The organism is Nitrosopumilus sp. (assembly GCF_025699255.1).
Lineage (GTDB): Archaea > Thermoproteota > Nitrososphaeria > Nitrososphaerales > Nitrosopumilaceae > Nitrosopumilus.
Genome location: NZ_JAILWA010000003.1, coordinates 16,539 through 35,468, shown reverse-complemented (window position 1 = coordinate 35,468; position 18,930 = coordinate 16,539). Strand labels below are relative to the sequence as shown.

The 18,930-nt window shown below is 30.7% G+C and carries 23 protein-coding genes; 10 read left to right on the top strand and 13 right to left on the bottom strand.

Annotated elements, in window-relative coordinates; genetic code table 11:
- Positions 1-62: 62 nt before the first annotated feature.
- From K5781_RS03970 to K5781_RS03960, 3 genes are all read right to left on the bottom strand, one after another.
- Positions 63-1,427, bottom strand: a complete 1,365-nt coding sequence (locus tag K5781_RS03970) for a restriction endonuclease subunit S (RefSeq protein WP_297440969.1) — start codon at positions 1,425-1,427, stop codon at positions 63-65.
- The gene (locus K5781_RS03965; RefSeq protein WP_297440967.1) at positions 1,424-3,556 is read right to left on the bottom strand and encodes a class I SAM-dependent DNA methyltransferase; all 2,133 of its coding nucleotides are present in this window, start codon (positions 3,554-3,556) and stop codon (positions 1,424-1,426) included. Before K5781_RS03965 ends, K5781_RS03970 begins: the two co-directional genes overlap by 4 nt.
- 67 nt (positions 3,557-3,623) lie before the next feature.
- Complete coding sequence (locus K5781_RS03960) at positions 3,624-4,400, bottom strand: DUF6293 family protein (RefSeq protein ID WP_297440965.1); 777 nt, start codon at positions 4,398-4,400, stop codon at positions 3,624-3,626.
- Positions 4,401-4,465: 65 nt separating this feature from the next.
- Between K5781_RS03960 and K5781_RS03955 the strand changes: the two genes are divergently transcribed.
- Positions 4,466-5,224, top strand: a complete 759-nt coding sequence (locus K5781_RS03955) for a PD-(D/E)XK nuclease family protein (protein ID WP_297440964.1) — start codon at positions 4,466-4,468, stop codon at positions 5,222-5,224.
- Between the two features lie 573 nt (positions 5,225-5,797).
- Here the strand turns inward: K5781_RS03955 and K5781_RS03950 are convergent.
- The 3 genes from K5781_RS03950 to K5781_RS03940 are packed head-to-tail and all read right to left on the bottom strand — an operon-like array spanning position 5,798 to position 7,542.
- Positions 5,798-7,204 (bottom strand): hypothetical protein, encoded by a 1,407-nt coding sequence (locus K5781_RS03950; RefSeq protein WP_297440962.1) that lies wholly within the window; start codon positions 7,202-7,204, stop codon positions 5,798-5,800.
- Entirely contained in the window at positions 7,197-7,382 is a 186-nt protein-coding gene (locus K5781_RS03945; protein ID WP_297440960.1) for a hypothetical protein, read from the bottom strand. The genes K5781_RS03950 and K5781_RS03945 overlap by 8 nt, the downstream gene beginning before the upstream one ends.
- The gene (locus tag K5781_RS03940; protein ID WP_297440958.1) at positions 7,375-7,542 is read right to left on the bottom strand and encodes a hypothetical protein; all 168 of its coding nucleotides are present in this window, start codon (positions 7,540-7,542) and stop codon (positions 7,375-7,377) included. The genes K5781_RS03945 and K5781_RS03940 overlap by 8 nt, the downstream gene beginning before the upstream one ends.
- 186 nt (positions 7,543-7,728) lie before the next feature.
- On the opposite strand from K5781_RS03940, the gene K5781_RS03935 reads away from it, so the two are divergent.
- Positions 7,729-8,334 (top strand): hypothetical protein, encoded by a 606-nt coding sequence (locus K5781_RS03935; protein ID WP_297440956.1) that lies wholly within the window; start codon positions 7,729-7,731, stop codon positions 8,332-8,334.
- Here the strand turns inward: K5781_RS03935 and K5781_RS03930 are convergent, their stop codons facing one another.
- Positions 8,335-8,484, bottom strand: a complete 150-nt coding sequence (locus tag K5781_RS03930; RefSeq protein ID WP_297440953.1) for a hypothetical protein — start codon at positions 8,482-8,484, stop codon at positions 8,335-8,337.
- A gap of 124 nt (positions 8,485-8,608) precedes the next feature.
- Between K5781_RS03930 and K5781_RS03925 the strand changes: the two genes are divergently transcribed.
- The gene (locus tag K5781_RS03925) at positions 8,609-9,133 is read left to right on the top strand and encodes a hypothetical protein (RefSeq protein ID WP_297440951.1); all 525 of its coding nucleotides are present in this window, start codon (positions 8,609-8,611) and stop codon (positions 9,131-9,133) included.
- Positions 9,134-9,178: 45 nt separating this feature from the next.
- On the opposite strand, the gene K5781_RS03920 is transcribed toward K5781_RS03925, so the two are convergent.
- Together K5781_RS03920 and K5781_RS03915 are read right to left on the bottom strand one after the other, a co-directional pair.
- Positions 9,179-9,493 (bottom strand): hypothetical protein, encoded by a 315-nt coding sequence (locus K5781_RS03920; protein ID WP_297440949.1) that lies wholly within the window; start codon positions 9,491-9,493, stop codon positions 9,179-9,181.
- Positions 9,468-10,883: a hypothetical protein gene (locus K5781_RS03915; RefSeq protein WP_297440947.1), complete on the bottom strand. Its 1,416-nt coding sequence runs from the start codon at positions 10,881-10,883 to the stop codon at positions 9,468-9,470. Before K5781_RS03915 ends, K5781_RS03920 begins: the two co-directional genes overlap by 26 nt.
- Before the next feature lie 110 nt (positions 10,884-10,993).
- Between K5781_RS03915 and K5781_RS03910 the strand changes: the two genes are divergently transcribed.
- The 4 genes from K5781_RS03910 (at position 10,994) to K5781_RS03895 (ending at position 12,991) form a co-directional block, all read left to right on the top strand.
- Complete coding sequence (locus K5781_RS03910; protein ID WP_297440945.1) at positions 10,994-11,164, top strand: hypothetical protein; 171 nt, start codon at positions 10,994-10,996, stop codon at positions 11,162-11,164.
- A 52-nt stretch (positions 11,165-11,216) separates the two neighbouring features.
- Complete coding sequence (locus K5781_RS03905; RefSeq protein ID WP_297440943.1) at positions 11,217-11,576, top strand: hypothetical protein; 360 nt, start codon at positions 11,217-11,219, stop codon at positions 11,574-11,576.
- Positions 11,577-11,623: 47 nt separating this feature from the next.
- Entirely contained in the window at positions 11,624-12,109 is a 486-nt protein-coding gene (locus tag K5781_RS03900; RefSeq protein WP_297440941.1) for a hypothetical protein, read from the top strand.
- 87 nt (positions 12,110-12,196) lie between these two features.
- Positions 12,197-12,991: an SDR family NAD(P)-dependent oxidoreductase gene (locus K5781_RS03895; RefSeq protein WP_297440939.1), complete on the top strand. Its 795-nt coding sequence runs from the start codon at positions 12,197-12,199 to the stop codon at positions 12,989-12,991.
- Between the two features lie 2 nt (positions 12,992-12,993).
- Here K5781_RS03895 and K5781_RS03890 read toward each other — a convergent pair whose 3' ends face one another.
- From K5781_RS03890 to K5781_RS03875, 4 genes are all read right to left on the bottom strand, one after another.
- Positions 12,994-13,395 (bottom strand): hypothetical protein, encoded by a 402-nt coding sequence (locus tag K5781_RS03890; protein WP_297440936.1) that lies wholly within the window; start codon positions 13,393-13,395, stop codon positions 12,994-12,996.
- Positions 13,396-13,407: 12 nt separating this feature from the next.
- Entirely contained in the window at positions 13,408-13,722 is a 315-nt protein-coding gene (locus K5781_RS03885) for a hypothetical protein (RefSeq protein ID WP_297440934.1), read from the bottom strand.
- Between the two features lie 152 nt (positions 13,723-13,874).
- Positions 13,875-15,110 (bottom strand): glycosyltransferase, encoded by a 1,236-nt coding sequence (locus tag K5781_RS03880; RefSeq protein ID WP_297440932.1) that lies wholly within the window; start codon positions 15,108-15,110, stop codon positions 13,875-13,877.
- Between the two features lie 30 nt (positions 15,111-15,140).
- The gene (locus tag K5781_RS03875) at positions 15,141-16,253 is read right to left on the bottom strand and encodes a thiamine biosynthesis protein (protein WP_297440930.1); all 1,113 of its coding nucleotides are present in this window, start codon (positions 16,251-16,253) and stop codon (positions 15,141-15,143) included.
- Positions 16,254-16,337: 84 nt separating this feature from the next.
- On the opposite strand from K5781_RS03875, the gene K5781_RS03870 reads away from it, so the two are divergent.
- Genes K5781_RS03870 through K5781_RS03860 form a run of 3 tightly spaced genes read left to right on the top strand, consistent with a single transcriptional unit; the run spans position 16,338 to position 18,906 of the window.
- Complete coding sequence (locus K5781_RS03870) at positions 16,338-17,051, top strand: phosphoadenylyl-sulfate reductase (protein ID WP_297440928.1); 714 nt, start codon at positions 16,338-16,340, stop codon at positions 17,049-17,051.
- Positions 17,052-17,064: 13 nt separating this feature from the next.
- On the top strand, positions 17,065-18,207 hold the full coding sequence (sat, locus tag K5781_RS03865) for a sulfate adenylyltransferase (RefSeq protein ID WP_297440926.1): 1,143 nt from the start codon (positions 17,065-17,067) through the stop codon (positions 18,205-18,207).
- A 30-nt stretch (positions 18,208-18,237) separates the two neighbouring features.
- Positions 18,238-18,906, top strand: a complete 669-nt coding sequence (locus K5781_RS03860; protein WP_297440924.1) for a hypothetical protein — start codon at positions 18,238-18,240, stop codon at positions 18,904-18,906.
- Positions 18,907-18,930 lie beyond the last annotated feature (24 nt).

Sequence of the window (18,930 nt, the reverse complement as noted above, 5' to 3'; positions counted from 1 at the left end):
ATGGATTAAACTGTTGTTTAGAATAGTTATTTTTTGTACAATACAAAATAATTTTGTTATATTCATGCCTCTGTCACCTGAATTTTGCCCGTAACTGCTGATGAGATTAAAGATTCTCTGAATTCTTGAAGTTGTTTGATTTGTAATTCTATTTTGAGGATTAGGGAATCAACTGCTTTTGTTTTTTTATCTAAATGATCTGTGATTTGTTTTTGTTCTTTAATTGATTCAGGTAATAAAATTTTTACAGATTTTAGAATTGAAGAATTCAATCCTTCCATGATAGAACCCTTACTCTCTAACTTTAGCTCAAATTTAACATAATCAGAAGAGTTTATCAAAAGAGATAAAAAATTTGTATCACAAATTTGATTATTTGATCTAATTCTTACTAAGTGAGAATCCATTATTCCTTTCTGAATTTTCTTAGGAACTACTTGTGATAATCCAGTTGTACCCATCATTGTTACAATTATATCATTAGGAACAATTTCATGCACAATCATCTCATCAAATTTTTTTTTATCAATAAATCGTTCACCTAGATCAAAATCTCGTTTTATAACATTTTCTTGACCATATACTTTGAATCCTGATTTACTCATAGAATTAAGTTTTAATGAACTTCCAAAAGGTCCAATTTTAATTCCTAATTTTCCAGGAATGAGAATATACCGAATAGATTTAACATTCCAATGTTTTGGTATTTTTCCAACCCAATCTATTCCAGAATCTTTCATTGTAATTGTGTCATCTAGTCCTTTAGTTACTGCATGATTAATTACAGATTGTTTTTGTTCTTTTAATAATTCAATTAGTTTTTGATTTTTTAATATTTCATCATCTATTTTCTTTGTTTTTTTATCTAAATAATTTATAATTTGTTTTTGTTCTTTCTCTGGTAATATGATGGATAATTTTTTTAGTTGTGTTAATTGAATTCTTTGTCTAGTAGAACCTCCCCCAAATGAAGCTGCTCTTTGACGAAAATAGGGACTATTTATTGCATAAGTAAGAAATTGATTGTTAACATTATCTTTTGTTCGTAATCTTATACAATCTGAAACTATGAAATATTTTGATTCAATATCAGGAACAAGGCATGCACGGGCTATAGGATCAGCCATTTTTGAAACAACGACATCTCCTGGAATTGCATTATGTTTACTTAATGATTGAAACTTTTCTTCTGTAATGTAGGTGGGATTTTTAAGATAAAATTTACCATCACCAATATTGTTTAATTGTATTAACAGTACTCCTGAATCAACATATTCACTTGATTTTAGATTAGAACCAAAGGGACCATCGGTAAATGCATTTGATTCAGAAGATGCCAGATATTGAAGTGGTATTTCAGTCCAACTAGATGGAATTTTTCCTAGTCCTTTGATTCTAGAATCTTTCATTTGAGAATATTGTTTCAATCCATCAAATCCTCCAAGTCTTTTGAGATTTCTTTTTGGAGATTTTTTATCTCTGAATCAATTTCTTCTAAAGATCTTAGAGGTTTGTATTCATAAAATACTCTAGTCACTGGAATTTCATATCCAATTTTAGTTCTAGTATCATCATCAATTACTGCATCATCTACAAATGGCAATACTTCACGCTTGAAGTATTCATCAATATCTTCAGTTAGTGGAACTTTTTCAGTATCTCTAAGGTCTGAATCATAGATGGGTTTTTTGCCTTTAACACATGGAGTTGCTGTATCATCGTGTTCAGATAGTGCGTTTTGTATTGCCTTGAGCATTCCTTTAGATATATCAACTTTAGATTTATCAAATAATTCCTCTAATGCTTTTTCCATATCATTACAATCTTTGTAAACTTTGGATTTGTTTGCAGATTTTAATACAGAAATTATTTCCTCTTGTTTTTTTCTACCTTCCACCTCTTCTTTTTCTTTAGCAGATCCTTTCTTTTTTGATTCTGCTAATTTGATAAATGTTGACTGTGCTTTTACTAGTTCTATTCTTTCAGGTGCAAATGAATAATTTCTTTTCAAAGGTCGATTAACTGTAATTTGAGCATAGCCAAATTCGTTAGTATCAAAGATTTTAGAAATTTTTGATTCTTTAGGAAATGCATCATATTCAGATTTTATCTGCTCAATATGGGAGTCTTCAATCTCATTTCTTTTACTTGACAGACCTCTACGTAGTCTAGTACACAAATCAACTGCATTAATTAGCTGAACTTTGCCTTTTCTTGCTTTGCTTTTGTGATTAGTTAAAATCCAGATGTATGTGGTGATTCCAGTATTGTAAAACAAATCTTTTGGAAGAGCAATAATTGTCTCAAGATAATCTAAATCCTCAAGTAACCACTTTCTAATGTCACTCTCTCCACTTCCAGCATCACCAGTAAATAATGGAGAACCATTAAAGACAATTGCAACTCTACTTGTTTTCTCTGAATCTTTATCATACATTTTAGATACAATGTGTTGTAAAAACAGCATTGCACTGTCACTGCTTCGTGGCAGTCCTGCAGAATATCTACTATCTGGTTTCTTTCTTTCTTTTTCAATATCTTCTGCAAAATCTTTCCAATCTCTACCATATGGTGGATTAGATAAAATATAATCAAATTTTGAGCCTGGGAATTTATCCTCATCAGTTAAACTATTCCCAAATTGAATGTGTTGTGGGTCTACTCCTCTGATCATCATATCTGATTTACAAACAGCATATGCTTCATCATTGATGTCTTGTCCAACCAAACCAAGTTTGATATTTTTATTTACATGGTCTGCAAGGAATTTTTCAGATTCAGATAGCATTCCTCCAGTTCCAGAAGCTGGGTCGTAAATTGTACGAATTGTATCAGGATCTTTGAGAATTGATTTTATATCTGGTGAAAAAGTTATTGCAACTAGTGTTTTAATTACATCACGAGGTGTAAAGTGATCTCCTGCAGTCTCATGAGATGCTTCATTTGCTTTTCTGATTAATTCTTCATAAACTGTTCCCATATCATGGTTGTCTAATTTTGATAACATGTCTTCGTATTTTGCAAAGTGCTCTACTGCCTTCCATAGAATTTTTTTACTTTCAAGATCTTTGATTAAATCTTTGAATTTGAATTTCTCAAAAACGTCTTTGATGTTATCAGAAAATCCATCAATGTAATCCTCAAGATTAGTTTTGATGTCTTTTGCATCATCTCCTAGAACATCTTTCAAATCCTCAAATTCAGATTTGTTGTTAAAGCTCTTCTTTGCTATTCTGTTTAAATCAGAATCCATTGCAGGACCTACTTTGATCTTTTTCTTTTTGAGCTCTCCAATTTTCTTCAAGACTTGAGATTTGGTAGGTTTTAGTTCAATATCTAAACGAGTTAAAACAACAAGGGGTAAAATGACATCCTTGTACTTATTTTTCTTGTAATGACTACGAAGGAATTCTTGCTTTTCCCATAGAAATGATACAATTTCAGAAACATTCATAGGATTTTTCTGCAGGTCAGTGATATAGGGTTTTTCAATGGTATGAGTGTCATACGTTTTAGCCTTAATTTTTGATTGTTTTTCATATTTCTTGTTCTCCATTGAAATAATTGTGTGAAAAGAATGCTAGAACTTTTTTTCGTATTATACGAAAATATTTCGTAATAGATTATTTACGTAGAGAGGCTTTTTTTGCCTGTATCCTTCCCAAATCAGTTATCTTTACTAACATTTGATTCTCTAATCTTTCTTCTACTTGTATTGGTTTTTGATCTGCACTACCTTTTTTGAATTTGATTACAGGAACTCCACGTTCAGTTTCTACAAATCTCTTCTTTACTAATTCTTTAATTGCAGAGTTTAATGATGATGTACGCATTTTTAGTTTCTTTTCTAGGTCTTTGTTTTTCATTACACCTAATTGTTTTTCTCCTTTCCACTCAAATGATCCTTTCTCCAATGTTTGCAGAATCTTTTGATGTGATTTTGATAGTGAACGAATTATGTTAATTGGAGGTATTGGTAGAAATTCAGCATATTTTTTTCGCTTTGGTCCAACTCTACTATCTTGTACATAGTATGCTTTAGTACCTGTAAGCATTGCACCAAGTGTCGCACCTGATGCCATAATGTTAGTACCACCAGTAACTCCTACTGCAAAGTCTATTGTATCTAAATCATAATTGCTTTTTTTAATTTCATCTGAGACAATCTTGTCAATTACATCTAAAATATTCATCATCTCAAATGCATTAATCTTTACAAGAACTGTTTCACAAAATCTTTTTTCAACTTCTTTTTTTAATTGCCTTGCCTTGTCTGCAAATTTTATCGAATCTGTATTAGGACTGTGTAAAAGATATAATTTATCTGCAGGAATAATTTCTTTTAATCCTGCCCAGATATGTCCAGTTTCTTTGCCTACTAGTGCGATATGGATTACCATCTTATACGATATATTTTCGTATAATACGATTAAAAGGATATCGCTTGTAGCCTCAAATATTATGTATGAAACAACAAATTTCAAAACAAATGGGTGGCGACCAAATCGCTTTAGCAGAGGAGATTGATACTCCCAAAGGAATCGTTAATTTTTTAGAAAAACGAAATGGACTATCAAAGTTTAATCCAAAATCAAGATATTCTGTAACCGAACTAGTTGGTTGTCAAAGAAAATCTTTGTACAAACAACAAGGAATTCCTCAAGAGGAATTACTCGCAGATACAACACTTGAATCAATGTGGGCAACAGTCAGAGGGGATTTCTTACACAACATGACATATGCATACAAATGGCGAGAGATGGATATGGAATACTATGTTCCATTAAAGGACAAAAAAATTGCAACAGTTGCAGGAAGACTAGACATGTATGATTGGAAAACAAAAACAATCATTGATCTTAAAACAACAAAGTTTGTTAAATGGCAAATAAAGCAAGGATTCTTGCCAAAACCTGAGCATATTTTACAACTTCAGGTATACGATACAATGTTTTCAGAATACATGCCTGTTGAGAATCTAAACATTGTCTATGCAGACATGTCTGATATTGTAACATACAAGGTAGAAAAAAGGGACTTGACTGATTGGATAAAGACTAGAATCCAAGAGATTGAGAGTGCAAAGATAGATAGTGTAATTCCAAATGGTGAAGTATCTGGTTTGTGTAAATTTTGTAAATACCAAACAAGATGTTCAGAGGTAGGAAATGGATTAATTGACAAACCATTGTCTACTCCAAAACCAAATGAGGAAACTTCATGAATTGTGAATCAGCATTTCATGATTGTTGGATTTTGTTATTTGGAGAGTGCAAAAAATGCTATTCAGATGTATATCAATCTAAAATATTCAAGTGAAAAATATTGTTATGGTGACTAAGATTACTATAATTCATACCTAGAATCGAATTCAAACCATTAATTGTAGAATTAGAAATGATTTCAAACCTAACAAAACACGATAGAGTTAGTGAATTCCAAGTGTATACACCATGTTAAGAACAGAATGAAATGATTGAACCTTAATTGTAGAAAACAAACTCATGATTGTTCCTAAGAAAATTCAAGAAAATCATCTAAAATCTAGGTTGACACACAAATCAAGTTTCGAACCATCAATTGTAGGAAACGAAATCATTTCAAACCTAACAAAATTCAATAAATTCAACATTTTCTAGGTGTATACTCCCTGTCAAAGTAGAAAATGATTACGGCTGTAAATCTCCACGTCATTCAGAGAAATTAACATCCCTAATCACTAGGTGTGTATACAGGAATAAAATAATTTTATCAAAACACCGTACCAAAAATAGTTGTCAAGGTTATCAAAGTGGTCTTACTGTAAAGAAAGCATTTGACTACCTTGACCACTTGGACCACTATAAACACACATGGTAGTTTCTAATGTAATTCCATACTTGTAAACAAATGCATCAATGATCTCTTTTGTAAATGAATATGATGTAACTTTACTCCATTTTGTATCTTTTTTGATATTTCTTATCTTCTTTTTGGAATGAAATGTATGTTCTAGCATTCGTGATAGAGAATTGAGAGTTAACTTTACTCCGAACTCATCTGGATAGAATGCCTTTCTAGTTTTCTCGTCTAATGTTCCAGATAATTCTGAATTATTCTTAGTTATTTTATTCCATAACGTTAGTGCTTTAACCTCTAAATTATCATCTAGACAAGTAAGAATAATTTTGAATAATCTAGCTTCAAAACTATTTCTTATTCCATCTTGTCTTTGAGTAACATAATTTTCAGCAACTTGTTTGGCATTTTTAAAATATTTTGTATTATATGCAACACACAAAAAATCATCCCAGAGTTCTGCATCTCTATTCTTAAAATTAGAATCAATGTTAGAAAATTTAGTTTCTATATTTTGTAATTTCCAAACAAGTAATTTGTTCCGTAGATTATTCAATTCTTTCATTTCGTCTTTGGAAGGTCGTTTTATGTTACTCTCAGGCACGCCTGAAATCATATGAATTACGGCCAATCTTTCAACAAATCCCTTATCGGTAGGTATTTTTTCGCCTGCAAACCACTTTGGACAAAATGTTTTGTAGAAAACTTGTTGTTTTCCAGATGTGTCTGCACCTAATATTCGTGCCTTTGTAGAACCTTTAGAGTAAGAACTCTTGTACATACGCATCTTTTCATCACGAGGATCTAATCCCTGTGCTTCATCTTCCGCAATTGTTCCACAAGCCTCTTCATCTTTTCCTAGAAAATTATAGATGTCTGCCATAGGAATGTCCTCTCCCAGATGACATCTATAACATATCCAAGAAGCTATATGTAATATTGTACTTTTGCCTGATTCAGTATCCCCTACACTGTAAGGAAAATGTAAAGTTGTGATCCACTCTTGACAATAACTTAGCATAATATCAATTTGGATTAGATATTTTGCAATATCATCTGCAACAATATACTTGTCAACTAATACTTTGATTGTATCAAGTAATTCTTCTTTTGTAATCACTCTATTCAGTAGATTATCAATCTCACTTTGGGAAAACGAGTATGGACGATATCCACATTGGAATTCTTTTAGAGGAATAATGACATTATCATCATTCTCAATACTTTCAAGAATTGAAATTTGTTTTGTAGATTTATCATATGTCAATAATCTTGGTTTGGCATCTATCATGACTGATTCAAAAAAATAATCTTTTGTATGACCTTTTGTTTTAGCGATCTGTTTGGATGTTACAGTATTAACCATTTTTTCCACCTCTAGATCGCAGTTTAGGCCCAACCAGTACCAATTTCCCTTCTTTAACTTCTACATCAAATGAAGGGATCGATCCAAACACATCAACCCATTTTGAATCTAAAGAAAGAAGTAATTGCTTTTCCCAAAGAAATGGTTTCACTTTAATCCTGTAAGAGGATTTATTCATGATTCCACCACCTGTCGCATTTATCGATATGATCCATCATTCGATTGACTAAATTATCCTGTAACTCTCCCATTTTTCCAAAATTCTTGAATCTTCGCTTTGTTCTTTTTTTCACATGAATGAAAGTCCATTCTTCGTCAAAATCTCTGTTTTCAGTCACAAATTTCACCTCCATGTGATTTTTTTGTAGATTTATCAAGAGAATCGGCTAAAATATTAGCGATATATCTACTTCTCGAGATATCTCCGCGAGTTCTGTCTATTTTTTTCCATAACTCGTCTTCTAACGATATTGTCTTTTGTGTAATCATTCTAAATTTATTAAATAAAATAACAATACTTAGTTATGAAAAATGAAATTGGTAAACCAAACCACATTGAATCAAACCAAGCAAAATCTAATAAGGCAATTGGCATTTTTCATTTCCTTGACTGTGCAATAAAGGCTAAAGAAAATCTAGGCTGGAATATATCCGATAAATTTATGATAGAACGCTTACCACATCTTTCTAGCAATACTGTACGAAGTATTAGAAAAAAACTTCAAGATGATGGAATTTTAGATATAGTAAAAGAAAATAAAAGAAATAATGAAAAAGAATATTATATATCTGATATTAAAAATGCACATCAATATCTGAATAATTATCTTAATATTCATCTAGACAAACAAAAACTAAAAACATCTGCATTAGACAATTTGTGGATTTTAAAACCAAGTGATTTTCCTGAAGGTTTTCTTATGATTAAATTTCCAAAGAATGAAAATCGTTACTCACAACCTTATCCCGTTAATTTTTACAAAGCTGGTATTTGTCCACTTTGTAATTCAAATTATTTAAAAAATTTCAAACATAACTATGCTGATGAATTAGACAGAAAATGTTCTAAATGTAAATCAACTTTTTATCATTCAGAAGGTATCTTATCTACAAAATTTAGCATTCGTTAATTATCTGTGTTTTTTTCTATACTCTTTAACTAATTCTCCAATTACATCATCCATACTAGTTGATTCTCCTGATTTGGATTGAATTTGGCCTTGAATTCGAACTAATTCTTTATGTAATTTGTCATCTGAAATTCGTAAAGTTTTAACCATTTTGTGTATCTTATATATGATGTATATAGACTTACAGTAGGCATAATTGTCTATAAAACTATTAGTCTGTGTCTAATCAATTCTGTTCTAAATTTATATACTTCTGTCGAAATTGTCTAGACAGATGCGACACAATACTACATCTCAAAAACTTCAAAATGAGATAAAATTGATAAAAACTCGTTTAGGAAAACAAGAAAAGACTCTTTCTGAATTACGAAACATAATGACAGAAATAAAAGACAATATGTTAACTACACAAAATTCTATAAATTCGTCACTTATTCGTGATACATCTCCTGCATCCAACAGTATGTTAAGTGTGTATGATAGAAATGCTAATCCTTGGACAATTCAGACAAGCAAAACACTTTCTTCTACTCTTAATTCAATAACATCTCAGATGCAAAAAAATGCCGAAGCTAAAAGATCATTTAGTACATATGAAAAAACATTGAGAGCACTTGCTACATCTCCTAATGGTTTAACAGCTGAACAAGTTGGAAAAAAGACAAAAAGAAATAGAAACACAGAATCTGCTTATCTATGGAGACTACATGTTGCTGATTTAATAGCACGTGAAAAACATGGTAAGAAAACAATCTATAAACTAATAAAACAAAATACCAAAAATATATTGAAAAAGTAATTAGATCTTTTTCAATATTTATTTTTAGTCTGGATAAAATACTGTTTATAATTTTGACAGTGCTTTTTCTTTATCCTTCAACTCACTTATTGTAGTACAAATTATTGTAGAAGTTTCAAGATTATCTCCATGTTCTCCAACTAAATCACGAATTCGGATAATTGAATTTTTAATTAATTCTATATTTTCTCCTTTAATTAGTAAAACAATATCTGGCCAACCAAAACTTACAAAAACATGTTCAATCTCTGTTCCTGTTTGATTTTTATAAGATTGATCGCCAATAAGCTTATCTAATAATGTAAGAGTTTGATCTCTTTTATTAGAAATTCCTTTAACAAGTATTAATCCGTACGTCATATCTTCCTTTTTCCTCTATTTTTGGAAATATATTTCCAACATAGTATTGATAAGCAGAATTAATGAAATTTTCGAGTAATTGGAATTCGGTATGTCTCGAATTAAAATATTGAATCATGCTTTTTTTGGTGTCCTTTTTGATGGTTTTTAGTCGTTTCTGCCAAAGAATATTCATTGCCATTGTAGGCGAGCGTCCGAGTAAATCACTAGTTCCATTCAACAACAATTTCCATTCTGAACTTTTTAAACCCTGTATGGATGATTTTTCTAGATAATTTACAACTTTGTTTGCAAGTTTAGCAGCAAATTCATTATATTCTGTAAGAAATAGAAATGAATTCAAATCAATCAATTTGGAATTCTTTTCATTATTAAGATCCAACACTGATTCTGCATATTCTTGGAAAATAGAATCATTTTTCAAAATTTTATTTCGATCCAGGACAGTTTTCATTGCAATTATCCTTGAATCTGATGGCGGATGAGTAGCAATTTGTAACGCTTGTAGCAAACTATGTTGTTCTGGTTCCAAATAATGACGAAGATTGAGTGTTCCAGTAATAAATAAAATTGGACATGTATATGTCGCAATTATATCACAAAATAATTCCGTAATTTGACTATATGCAGTATTACTGTTATTTTCATCATGTCTTAATTTTAGAATATCTAATAATTCTTCTATTGAATAAAATAATAATTCTCCTAAAGATTTTGGTTCTCGTATAGTTTCCAATTTTTTCTTTGAAAGTTTTTGAACTTCAGTATATACTAGTATATGTGAAATTTCGTGTGCCATAACAGGCCAAAATCTACTTCGAAATGTATCAGGATATGGTAAAGTTGCTACATAGCTTAAAGGATTCATTGAATATCCCTCATAATCAAAAATTGAAAATGGAATATACGAATTATCTGTCATCCATTTTTTTCCTAATATTCTGTTTACAAGATCATAAGATAATGCATCAACCGCCTGATAAGATTTGATAGATGTACCCTGTTCAAATTGTGAAATACTATGTGTTTCAATTTGATTCATCAATCCTGTTCCTGCTATCCTTTGTGTTAACGATGTATACATTCTAACAATTTCAGTCAATAATTCATTTGACCTATCGGATAATTCATTTTGTGAACTAAATATTTTTGAAATATTTTTTGTTGGATCTGATGCTAAACAATTTAAAATTAATTTTTCTAAATAATCTTCAAGAGTTGAGAAAGTCATTGTTGGAAATATGAAAGGTGGTACAGTATTCTTTGAAGAAAAATTTGAATATATTGTCCAATAATTGTGCTTTAGTAATGATATTGTAGACTTTAAAGAAACTAGTTGTGAACGAATTGATTCATATCTCTCTTTCAGCAATAAATCATAAGATGGCATAGTTTCAAATATGAAATTCATTTTATAAGAATATCTGATTTAAATCATCTTTACAAAATTCTTAATTCTTAGTTCTAATCATAAAAATTATGCATATTGGACAATGCCCTATGTGTCAACAAAAGGGAGTTGAATTAACTGAACATCATATAGTTGAGGCACCTGATGAAAATGGCAAACCTCACAGCATTGATTTGTGTTCTGACTGTCATACTAAACATGAAAGATATAGAAACTATCTAAGAGATATTTGTCATATTGATATTGATAAAACAAAATGATTTCAAATTAGCATACGTAATGCTTATCTTGTGAGTATTCGTATTTTACTTAATGTTTGATTTTTTGAAAAAGAAAAAAGAAGAATCTGATGAAGATAAATCATTTTGGGAACAAAAAATGAAATTTACAGGAGTATCATTTCTTGAATTAACAAAAGAAACTGATAAAGCACGAAAAACTATGAAAAAAAATATAGACAAAATTATAGATTCATTAGAGAAAAAAACAGATGATGAATTATCTCAATTAAGACAAGAAATCAAAGACACTAGAAAAAGAACAGAAAAACATCCTCAATTAATTAAGAATTTGATGCCAAATGACAAAATTGGATTTTCTTTAACAGAATTAGAGAGACTTTTTCAAGAAGTTGATGGGGAAATTACTAGAAGAAAAGAAACAAAAAAATGAAATCAACTTTTCATAAATATTCCGAACAAAATAATCTGAAGTGACTAATGGAACAAACAATTTTACCAATCACTTTGCTTCCAATAGTAAGTGGGCTTATTGTTGCAGGTTATGGTGCTTACAAAGAAACACGATATGTATCCAGTTTGTCTATTGCCTTTACTGTAGCAAATGTTCTAGTTACTCTATTGTTTACAAACATCTATTCAATTAGTTTTGTTGTATGGGCAATCATTTCAGTTTTTGGAGTTATGGTAATTATTTATGATGTAAAAAAGAATTATCAAAATCCATATGTTGCTTTTTTCTTAGGTTCTAAAACAATCGGAAGTTTGACAATTTTTCTAGGACTTGCAGGAAACAATTGGGTTAAACCGATTTTTGAGCCTATATTCTGGTTTATTGTAAGTAATGAAGCACCTCAATTATCTAATTTCGAGGTATCAGTTTTAGTCCATTTATTGGGGTCATTGATAATTTTAGGAATGATTCACTTAGCTGGTGCTATAATTGGAAAATTACATGAAAAATAATTTCTTAAATCTCAGTCTAATTTGTTGTTTATATACAAAAAATACCTAATAGAAACCACTTTATCTAAAAACAATTTTTTTTGAGTTGTGAAATTCAAAAATCAAGTTGTTTTAATCACTGGCGCATCATCCGGAATTGGTAAAGATACTGCAATAGAATTTGCAAAACAAGGTGCTAACATAGTTTTAGTTTCAAGAACCAAAGAAAAACTTGAACAAGTTGCAGATGAATTAAAAAAATTCAATGTTGTTACACTTGTATGTCAATGTGATGTATCAAATAAAGAACAAGTTAAAGAAATGTCAAAATTGGTTTTAGAGAAATTTAACTCTGTAGATATTTTAGTTAATAATGCAGGTTTTGCAATATATGGTTCTGTATCAGATCTAAGTATTGATGATATAGAATCACAGATGGAAACAAATTATTTTGGAATGATTTATTGCATTAAAAATTTTCTTCCGTCAATGTTAGAAAAAAAATCTGGTCATATAGTTAATGTTGCTTCAGTTGCTGCAAGCTTTGGTTTACCAGGAATTGCTTCATATTGTGCATCAAAATTTGCAATGTTGGGATTTTCAGAAGGCCTGAAACATGAACTAAAAAATTCTGGAGTTGGAATAACTGTTGTTAGTCCAATTATGGTTAGAACAAATTTCTTTGAACATCCTTCATTTGAAAAAATGCCAAAATTTTCTCCAACTTCACTTAGTTCTAAAACTGTTGCAAAAGCTATTTTGAAGGCTGCAAATTCTTCTAGATTAGAAATCATTGTACCGACTGTAGTTAGAGGTGCAGTTTGGTTCAAAACTACATTTCCTTATTTGATCAACCCTATCTTAGGAAAAGCATTCAAAAAACAATTAGATTCTATAAAATAAGATTATTCTTCACTATCGTCATCTGTAGTTTCACTTGAGCCTACATCTAACAATTCTAGTGATTTTAAATCAAATTGATAAATTGCTTTCATATCAATTTCTTTTTCTTTTTCTAGAAATTCTGATACTTTTTTACTTAATGGAGCTTTATGTTGGTCAAATACAAATTCATAAACTTCACCCTTTAACAAATCATCCATCTTGATTGTCTTTGGAACATCCATAGTTACAATATGTCGTCCATCTTCTACAGGATCATACAATTGAACATCAATTTTGTTATCTTCGTAATAAAATTCTAAAATATATCCTTGTTTTTTTAGCTCTTCAGGTTTCTTAAATTTTGCATTCTGAATTTCGTCAGTAACCCATTCTGGAATTTCGTCTTCTTTCTTTTTTACCATGGTAAATCCACTCTAATTTTCAGCTTTTTCTTTTTTACTTTTTGACCACCATTCTAGATAGTCATCATGTTTGTCATCACGTGTTCTCTCTTTTTGATTTAATTTGAATCTGATATCTGAAATTTCTTCTCTTGTAGCGTATAAGCCACATCTTTTACAAATGAAATGTCTTCTATTCTTCTCATCCATTTTCATTGGAATGTCAATTTCATCAAATAATTTGAATAAAGCATCTCTACTTCTATCTTCTTCTTCAGGAAAATCTTCTATGTATTTTGCTTCTATTTTCTTTTTTTCTCGTGATGTACATTCTGGACAGTTAGGCACTGATGTTCTGGCTTAATTTTTTCCATAAAAGCGTTCCCACAATCTTAAATGATCGATAGAGTCCGACACGCGGATTTTTTCATCATCCCTTTCGGTCCGTTCGCCCATCGAAATCCCGCGTGCCAGACGAACAAAATGATCAAAATAATGTATTATCTCTTTTCCTCTAGTGTATCAGCAGCAATTTTTGCTGAATTTTCTGCTCCATTAGGAACAAAATTCTTTGAGAATTCTTTCAAACTATCCTCAAATTCTTGATAATTTTCTTTAATTTTTGATATGCCTTTGATCACATCATTTGCTTTAATGGCTAATATGCCTAGATTCTTTTCTTCGGCCCATCTAATATTGTTAGTATGCTCATCATAAATTGGAATTCCAATTATTGGCTTTGATTTTCCACCCATAATCTCACCCATTACTGTATGAGAACCATTCACAACTGCATATTTACATAAATTCAAAATTGTATCTTTTTCCTGTTCTGAAAGAAAACCAATATCAATCTGAATCCAATCAATATTTTTCTCTAACGCTTCTGTAATTGAATATTGTTTTCCATCTTTTCCAACCACCGAATTTATGTTAGGATCATTTCTTGCATGTGAAATAATTCTTTTTTCATTTCTCATTTCATCTTGTTGAAATACTTTTTCATATCTCTGACCAGTACCATCATTAGTTGATTTATTTCCGGTTCTCATCCAATACCCAAATTCATTATTTTTAACTAATTTTTCAAGATTTGAATCACTTTCTTTTTTAATTTTTATACTATTTGTAAAATGACCTACATAAGATATTTTTTCTTCTACCTCTTTAATGAAATTCAAATTATATTCACACATTGTATATGGTGGTGGTGAATCTGCAACAAGAATTTTTGATGCTTTGGCAATTTGCTTTGCAACAAAAATGAGCGATGGATAAAGATAGGATCTAGAATTGTATAGTTTAGGTCGAAATTGATTTGTTACAAATAAACTTGGAATATTTCTATTCTTTGCTAAAATATTTGACCCCATATCTCCATCATTAATTACCAAATCAAATTTTTCTTTGTTGTAGAGTTTTCTTTCTTCTTTCAAATAATTTGCAATTTGCCTAACTAGTGGAGGGTTTTTTGATATTGGAAGTAACAAATTCATCAAAGACATTGAAACACTTGGACCAAACTTACCATCAATTGGTGTTGGCATCAAAATCTCGTGAATTTTTTCTTTCTGATCAGGGAATTTTTTTAATAGTTTTTCATACACGTGATCTTTGCTTGAGAAATGAATCTCAAACTCTTCTTTGACATATTCGCCTAAAACCTCATTTAGCCTCATCATTCGAGAATAATGACCACTTCCCCACGGATAGATGAATTCTCCTATTTTGAGCACAATATCAAACCAAATATGCTGTTTAAATTCTCAATGATTCTCTAGAGAATCTAAAATATCATGAACATTATTTGGACCAATCTGAATCGTGATCTTTTTCTTCGTTTTGAGTGCAGATTCAACATCTTTTTTTGAAAATGAGGGTATTTCGTTTGTTGAAATAGTGACTATTTTTTCTAATTTTTTCAAATTTTTTTCCAACCCTATTTCTTTTGCTTCATGAAACAAACTGGAATCTATCCCAGATAATGGAAGAATTGGAATTTTCTTTTTTTCAAACACTTGTTTTAATGAATGATCAATAAAGTCTGATGAAAAAACTAGTGGAGATAATGCTAATGATATACGATTGTTAGTATAATGTAATAAGATCTCTAATACCGTATTTACAAAAATTAAATAATTTTTTATTCCGTTAGGATTGATTTTAATTTGCAAGAATTCAATATCCATTTTTTCTTGTACTAATCTTGGAATAATTTGATTAACTATCTTTGCAAGATTCATTATTTCTGATTTTTGTCTGTAACAAACTATAATTTTTGTATCATATCCTTGTTTGATAGTTTCATAACAAGAAACTGCTGAAATTTCATCATATATTGCACAAATTGTTTTTTCTTTTTGTGATTGATATGGAATTCCTCCTTTACCCATATCTAAAAAAATACAGATGTATGCATTATTTTTTGTAAGATATGTGTATAGTAATTTATCAAAATTTTCATCTGTTCCTGGTTGTGCACCCAAATTTACTTTTTTTTCTATAATGTTTGATGTTGCAGCAATTTCTACATCCTTTGTAACAAATCCTTTTGCGATTCCTTCAACTTTGACTAGGAATTTTTCCCCTTTCAAGAGTAAATTACCACCAATAGATGTAATTTCAGATATGATATTTTGAAAATCATTCTTTGCTTGTCTTGCAATAGCAGTTTTTTCTATCCCAAAAAGTAAATTGATGGCTGATGATGCAAACACAGGATCATTTGCATGAACTAAAATTATGTCTCCATCACGTTTAACAGATTTAAACTCTTGATTTTTTATTTTGAGAATTTTTTTAATATTTGTGATTAATTGTGGGATTTTATTTTTTGAAAATTTAGATGGAAAAACTACAACATATGATATTTCATCCATATTTTCTATTTTGAATAATACTTGTTTATAATTTAGGATAAAATTTCGGGTAATCAATATAAAAGAAATAATCATACTGAAATCGTGACAAAATTTACCCAAGAACAAGTAGATGAATTAAACTCAAAAATTAAAACAACTGAAGAAGTCTTACAATGGGTTTCAGACAATCTTCATCCAAAAGTTGCAAAAGCATCCAGCTTTGGTGCTGAAGATGCTGTTGTGATGGATATAATGTTAAAAATAAATCCAAACTTTAGATTTTTCACCCTAGATACAGGAAGATTGCCACAGGAAACTTATGATATCATTGATGTTGTAAGTAAGAAATACAATATTTCAATCGAAGTACTATTTCCTGACACAAAAGAAGTAGAAGAGATGGTTCGTGATAAAGGAATGAATCTGTTCTATGATAGTGTTGAAAACAGGAAGCTTTGTTGTGAAATTCGTAAAGTTCACCCAATGAATAAGATGCTGAATACTTTGGATGGTTGGATTACCGGTTTAAGAAGGGAGCAGACCCAAAATCGCCAAAATGTTACAATCTTTCAACTAGATCATGGGCATGGAGGAATTCTAAAGATTAATCCGATTGTAGATTGGACTTGGGATCAGATTCAAGAATATATTAAAAAAAATAATTTGCCATACAACAGTCTACTTGACAAAGGCTTTCCAAGTATAGGGTGTGAACCATGTACAAGAGCAATAAAACCTGGAGAGGATATTCGTGCAGGAAGATGGTGGTGGGAACAAGGAGGCAACAAAGAGTGTGGCCTTCATATAGACCCTTGATTGTTGATTTATCATGTCAGAAACTGATTCAATCAAACCTCATGGTGGAGTACTAGTAAACAGAATTTCCAAAATTGATCCTACAGGACTATTTTCAATTTCAATTAGTGAAGATGTCGCAAACGATGTTGAAAATATTGCAGATGGAATTTTTAGTCCTTTAGAAGGATTTCTAGGACAAAAAGACTTTGAAAGTGTTGTATCTCGTGGAAGATTATCAAATGATTTAGCATGGACTATTCCGATTGTATTAGATGTTGATGAAGAAACTGCAAATAAAATGAAAGAAGCAAAAGATGTTCTACTTCAAAACCCAGATGGAATTGGAGTTGCAGTGTTACACGTTGATGAAACATTTACTTTTGATAAAGAAAAAGCAGCTCAAGGAGTCTACGGTACCAATGATTCTTCACATCCAGGTGTTGCATATACTATGGCAATGAAAGATTTCTTGGTTGGTGGAAAAATCGATTATATCCAAAGACCAAATGATACTGAAATTAGAAAAAATAGATTAACACCTACTCAAACACGAGAGGCTTTTGCAAATGCTGGATGGAAGACTATTTGCGCATTCCAAACCAGAAATCCACCTCATGTAGCACACGAAATGCTGCAAAAAACATCAATTACAACTCGTGATGGTGTATTTGTAAACCCAGTAATTGGTAAGAAAAAATCTGGCGACTTTGTAGATGAGGTGATTGTAAAATGCTATGAAACCATGATTAAATTATACTATCCTGAAAACAGATGCAAGCTTGGAACATTACATACACAAATGAAGTATGCTGGTCCAAAAGAAGCAATACATCATGCAATCATGAGACAAAACTATGGTTGTACTCATATCATTATTGGACGAGATCATGCAGGTGTTGGAAAATTCTATGACCCAATGGCAGCACAAAAAATCTTTGATGATTATCCAGAGTTAGAAATCTCTCCGGTATTCTTCCCACCGTTCTTCTACTGCAGGAAATGTCTTACTTATACTACTCCTAAAGCATGTCCACATGATAATGATGTTAAAGAACAAATCAGTGGAACAGCACTTCGAGAGATGATTCAAAATGGTCAGGCACCATCTGAGTTTATTCTAAGACCAGAAGTTGCTCAAGTAATTTTAGATCATCCAAAACCATTTGTTGATTAGATTTTTATTCAATCAAATTTGTGCTAGCTTGTGAAGTATCTCTTTGCTTTAATTTTGTTTGGTGGACTTTTTATATCTCCAGTATTTGCTCAGGAATCAAACAATCCATCATTGATCATTGATACATTAGAAATTCCTCATAATGAATTTAATACAGTACTTCGTGAAGCACCAATTAGAGTTCTAGATGATGTTCATGCAATAAGTTGGCAAGTAACTATCGATAATAATTTGTTATATGCAAATCCAAATGGAAATGCAGTTCTTAGACTATACGATCAAGAAACACAAGATGAGTTTATTGAAGTTGGAATGGGACCAAAACCTGACAACAAGTTTTGGGTTGCAGTTCAGACACCAAAAGAAGGTTACATTGTTGTTCATAGAGACTTGGACAGAGGTTGGTACCCAGAGGCAAAATCTATCATATCATATACTGATAGAGCGGGATTGACTGTAAATAATGGTGCAAGAATTGTAGTTACCAATTTGGATATTGGAAAATTTGCACTTCATTCTTATTCTGTACATGGTATGGAAGGTTCTACTGATCCTCCAGCAATGGCATCTGGAAGTATGATTATAGAATTATTATCAGGTGATCCTGCAAAGAATGTGTTTGCATTGTTTCCGTTTTATGTGGCAGCGGGTATGGGAATAATAGTTGGTGTCTTGTTTATCACCAAAAAGCGATCTTGACAAAAACTAATTAAATAAAACAAT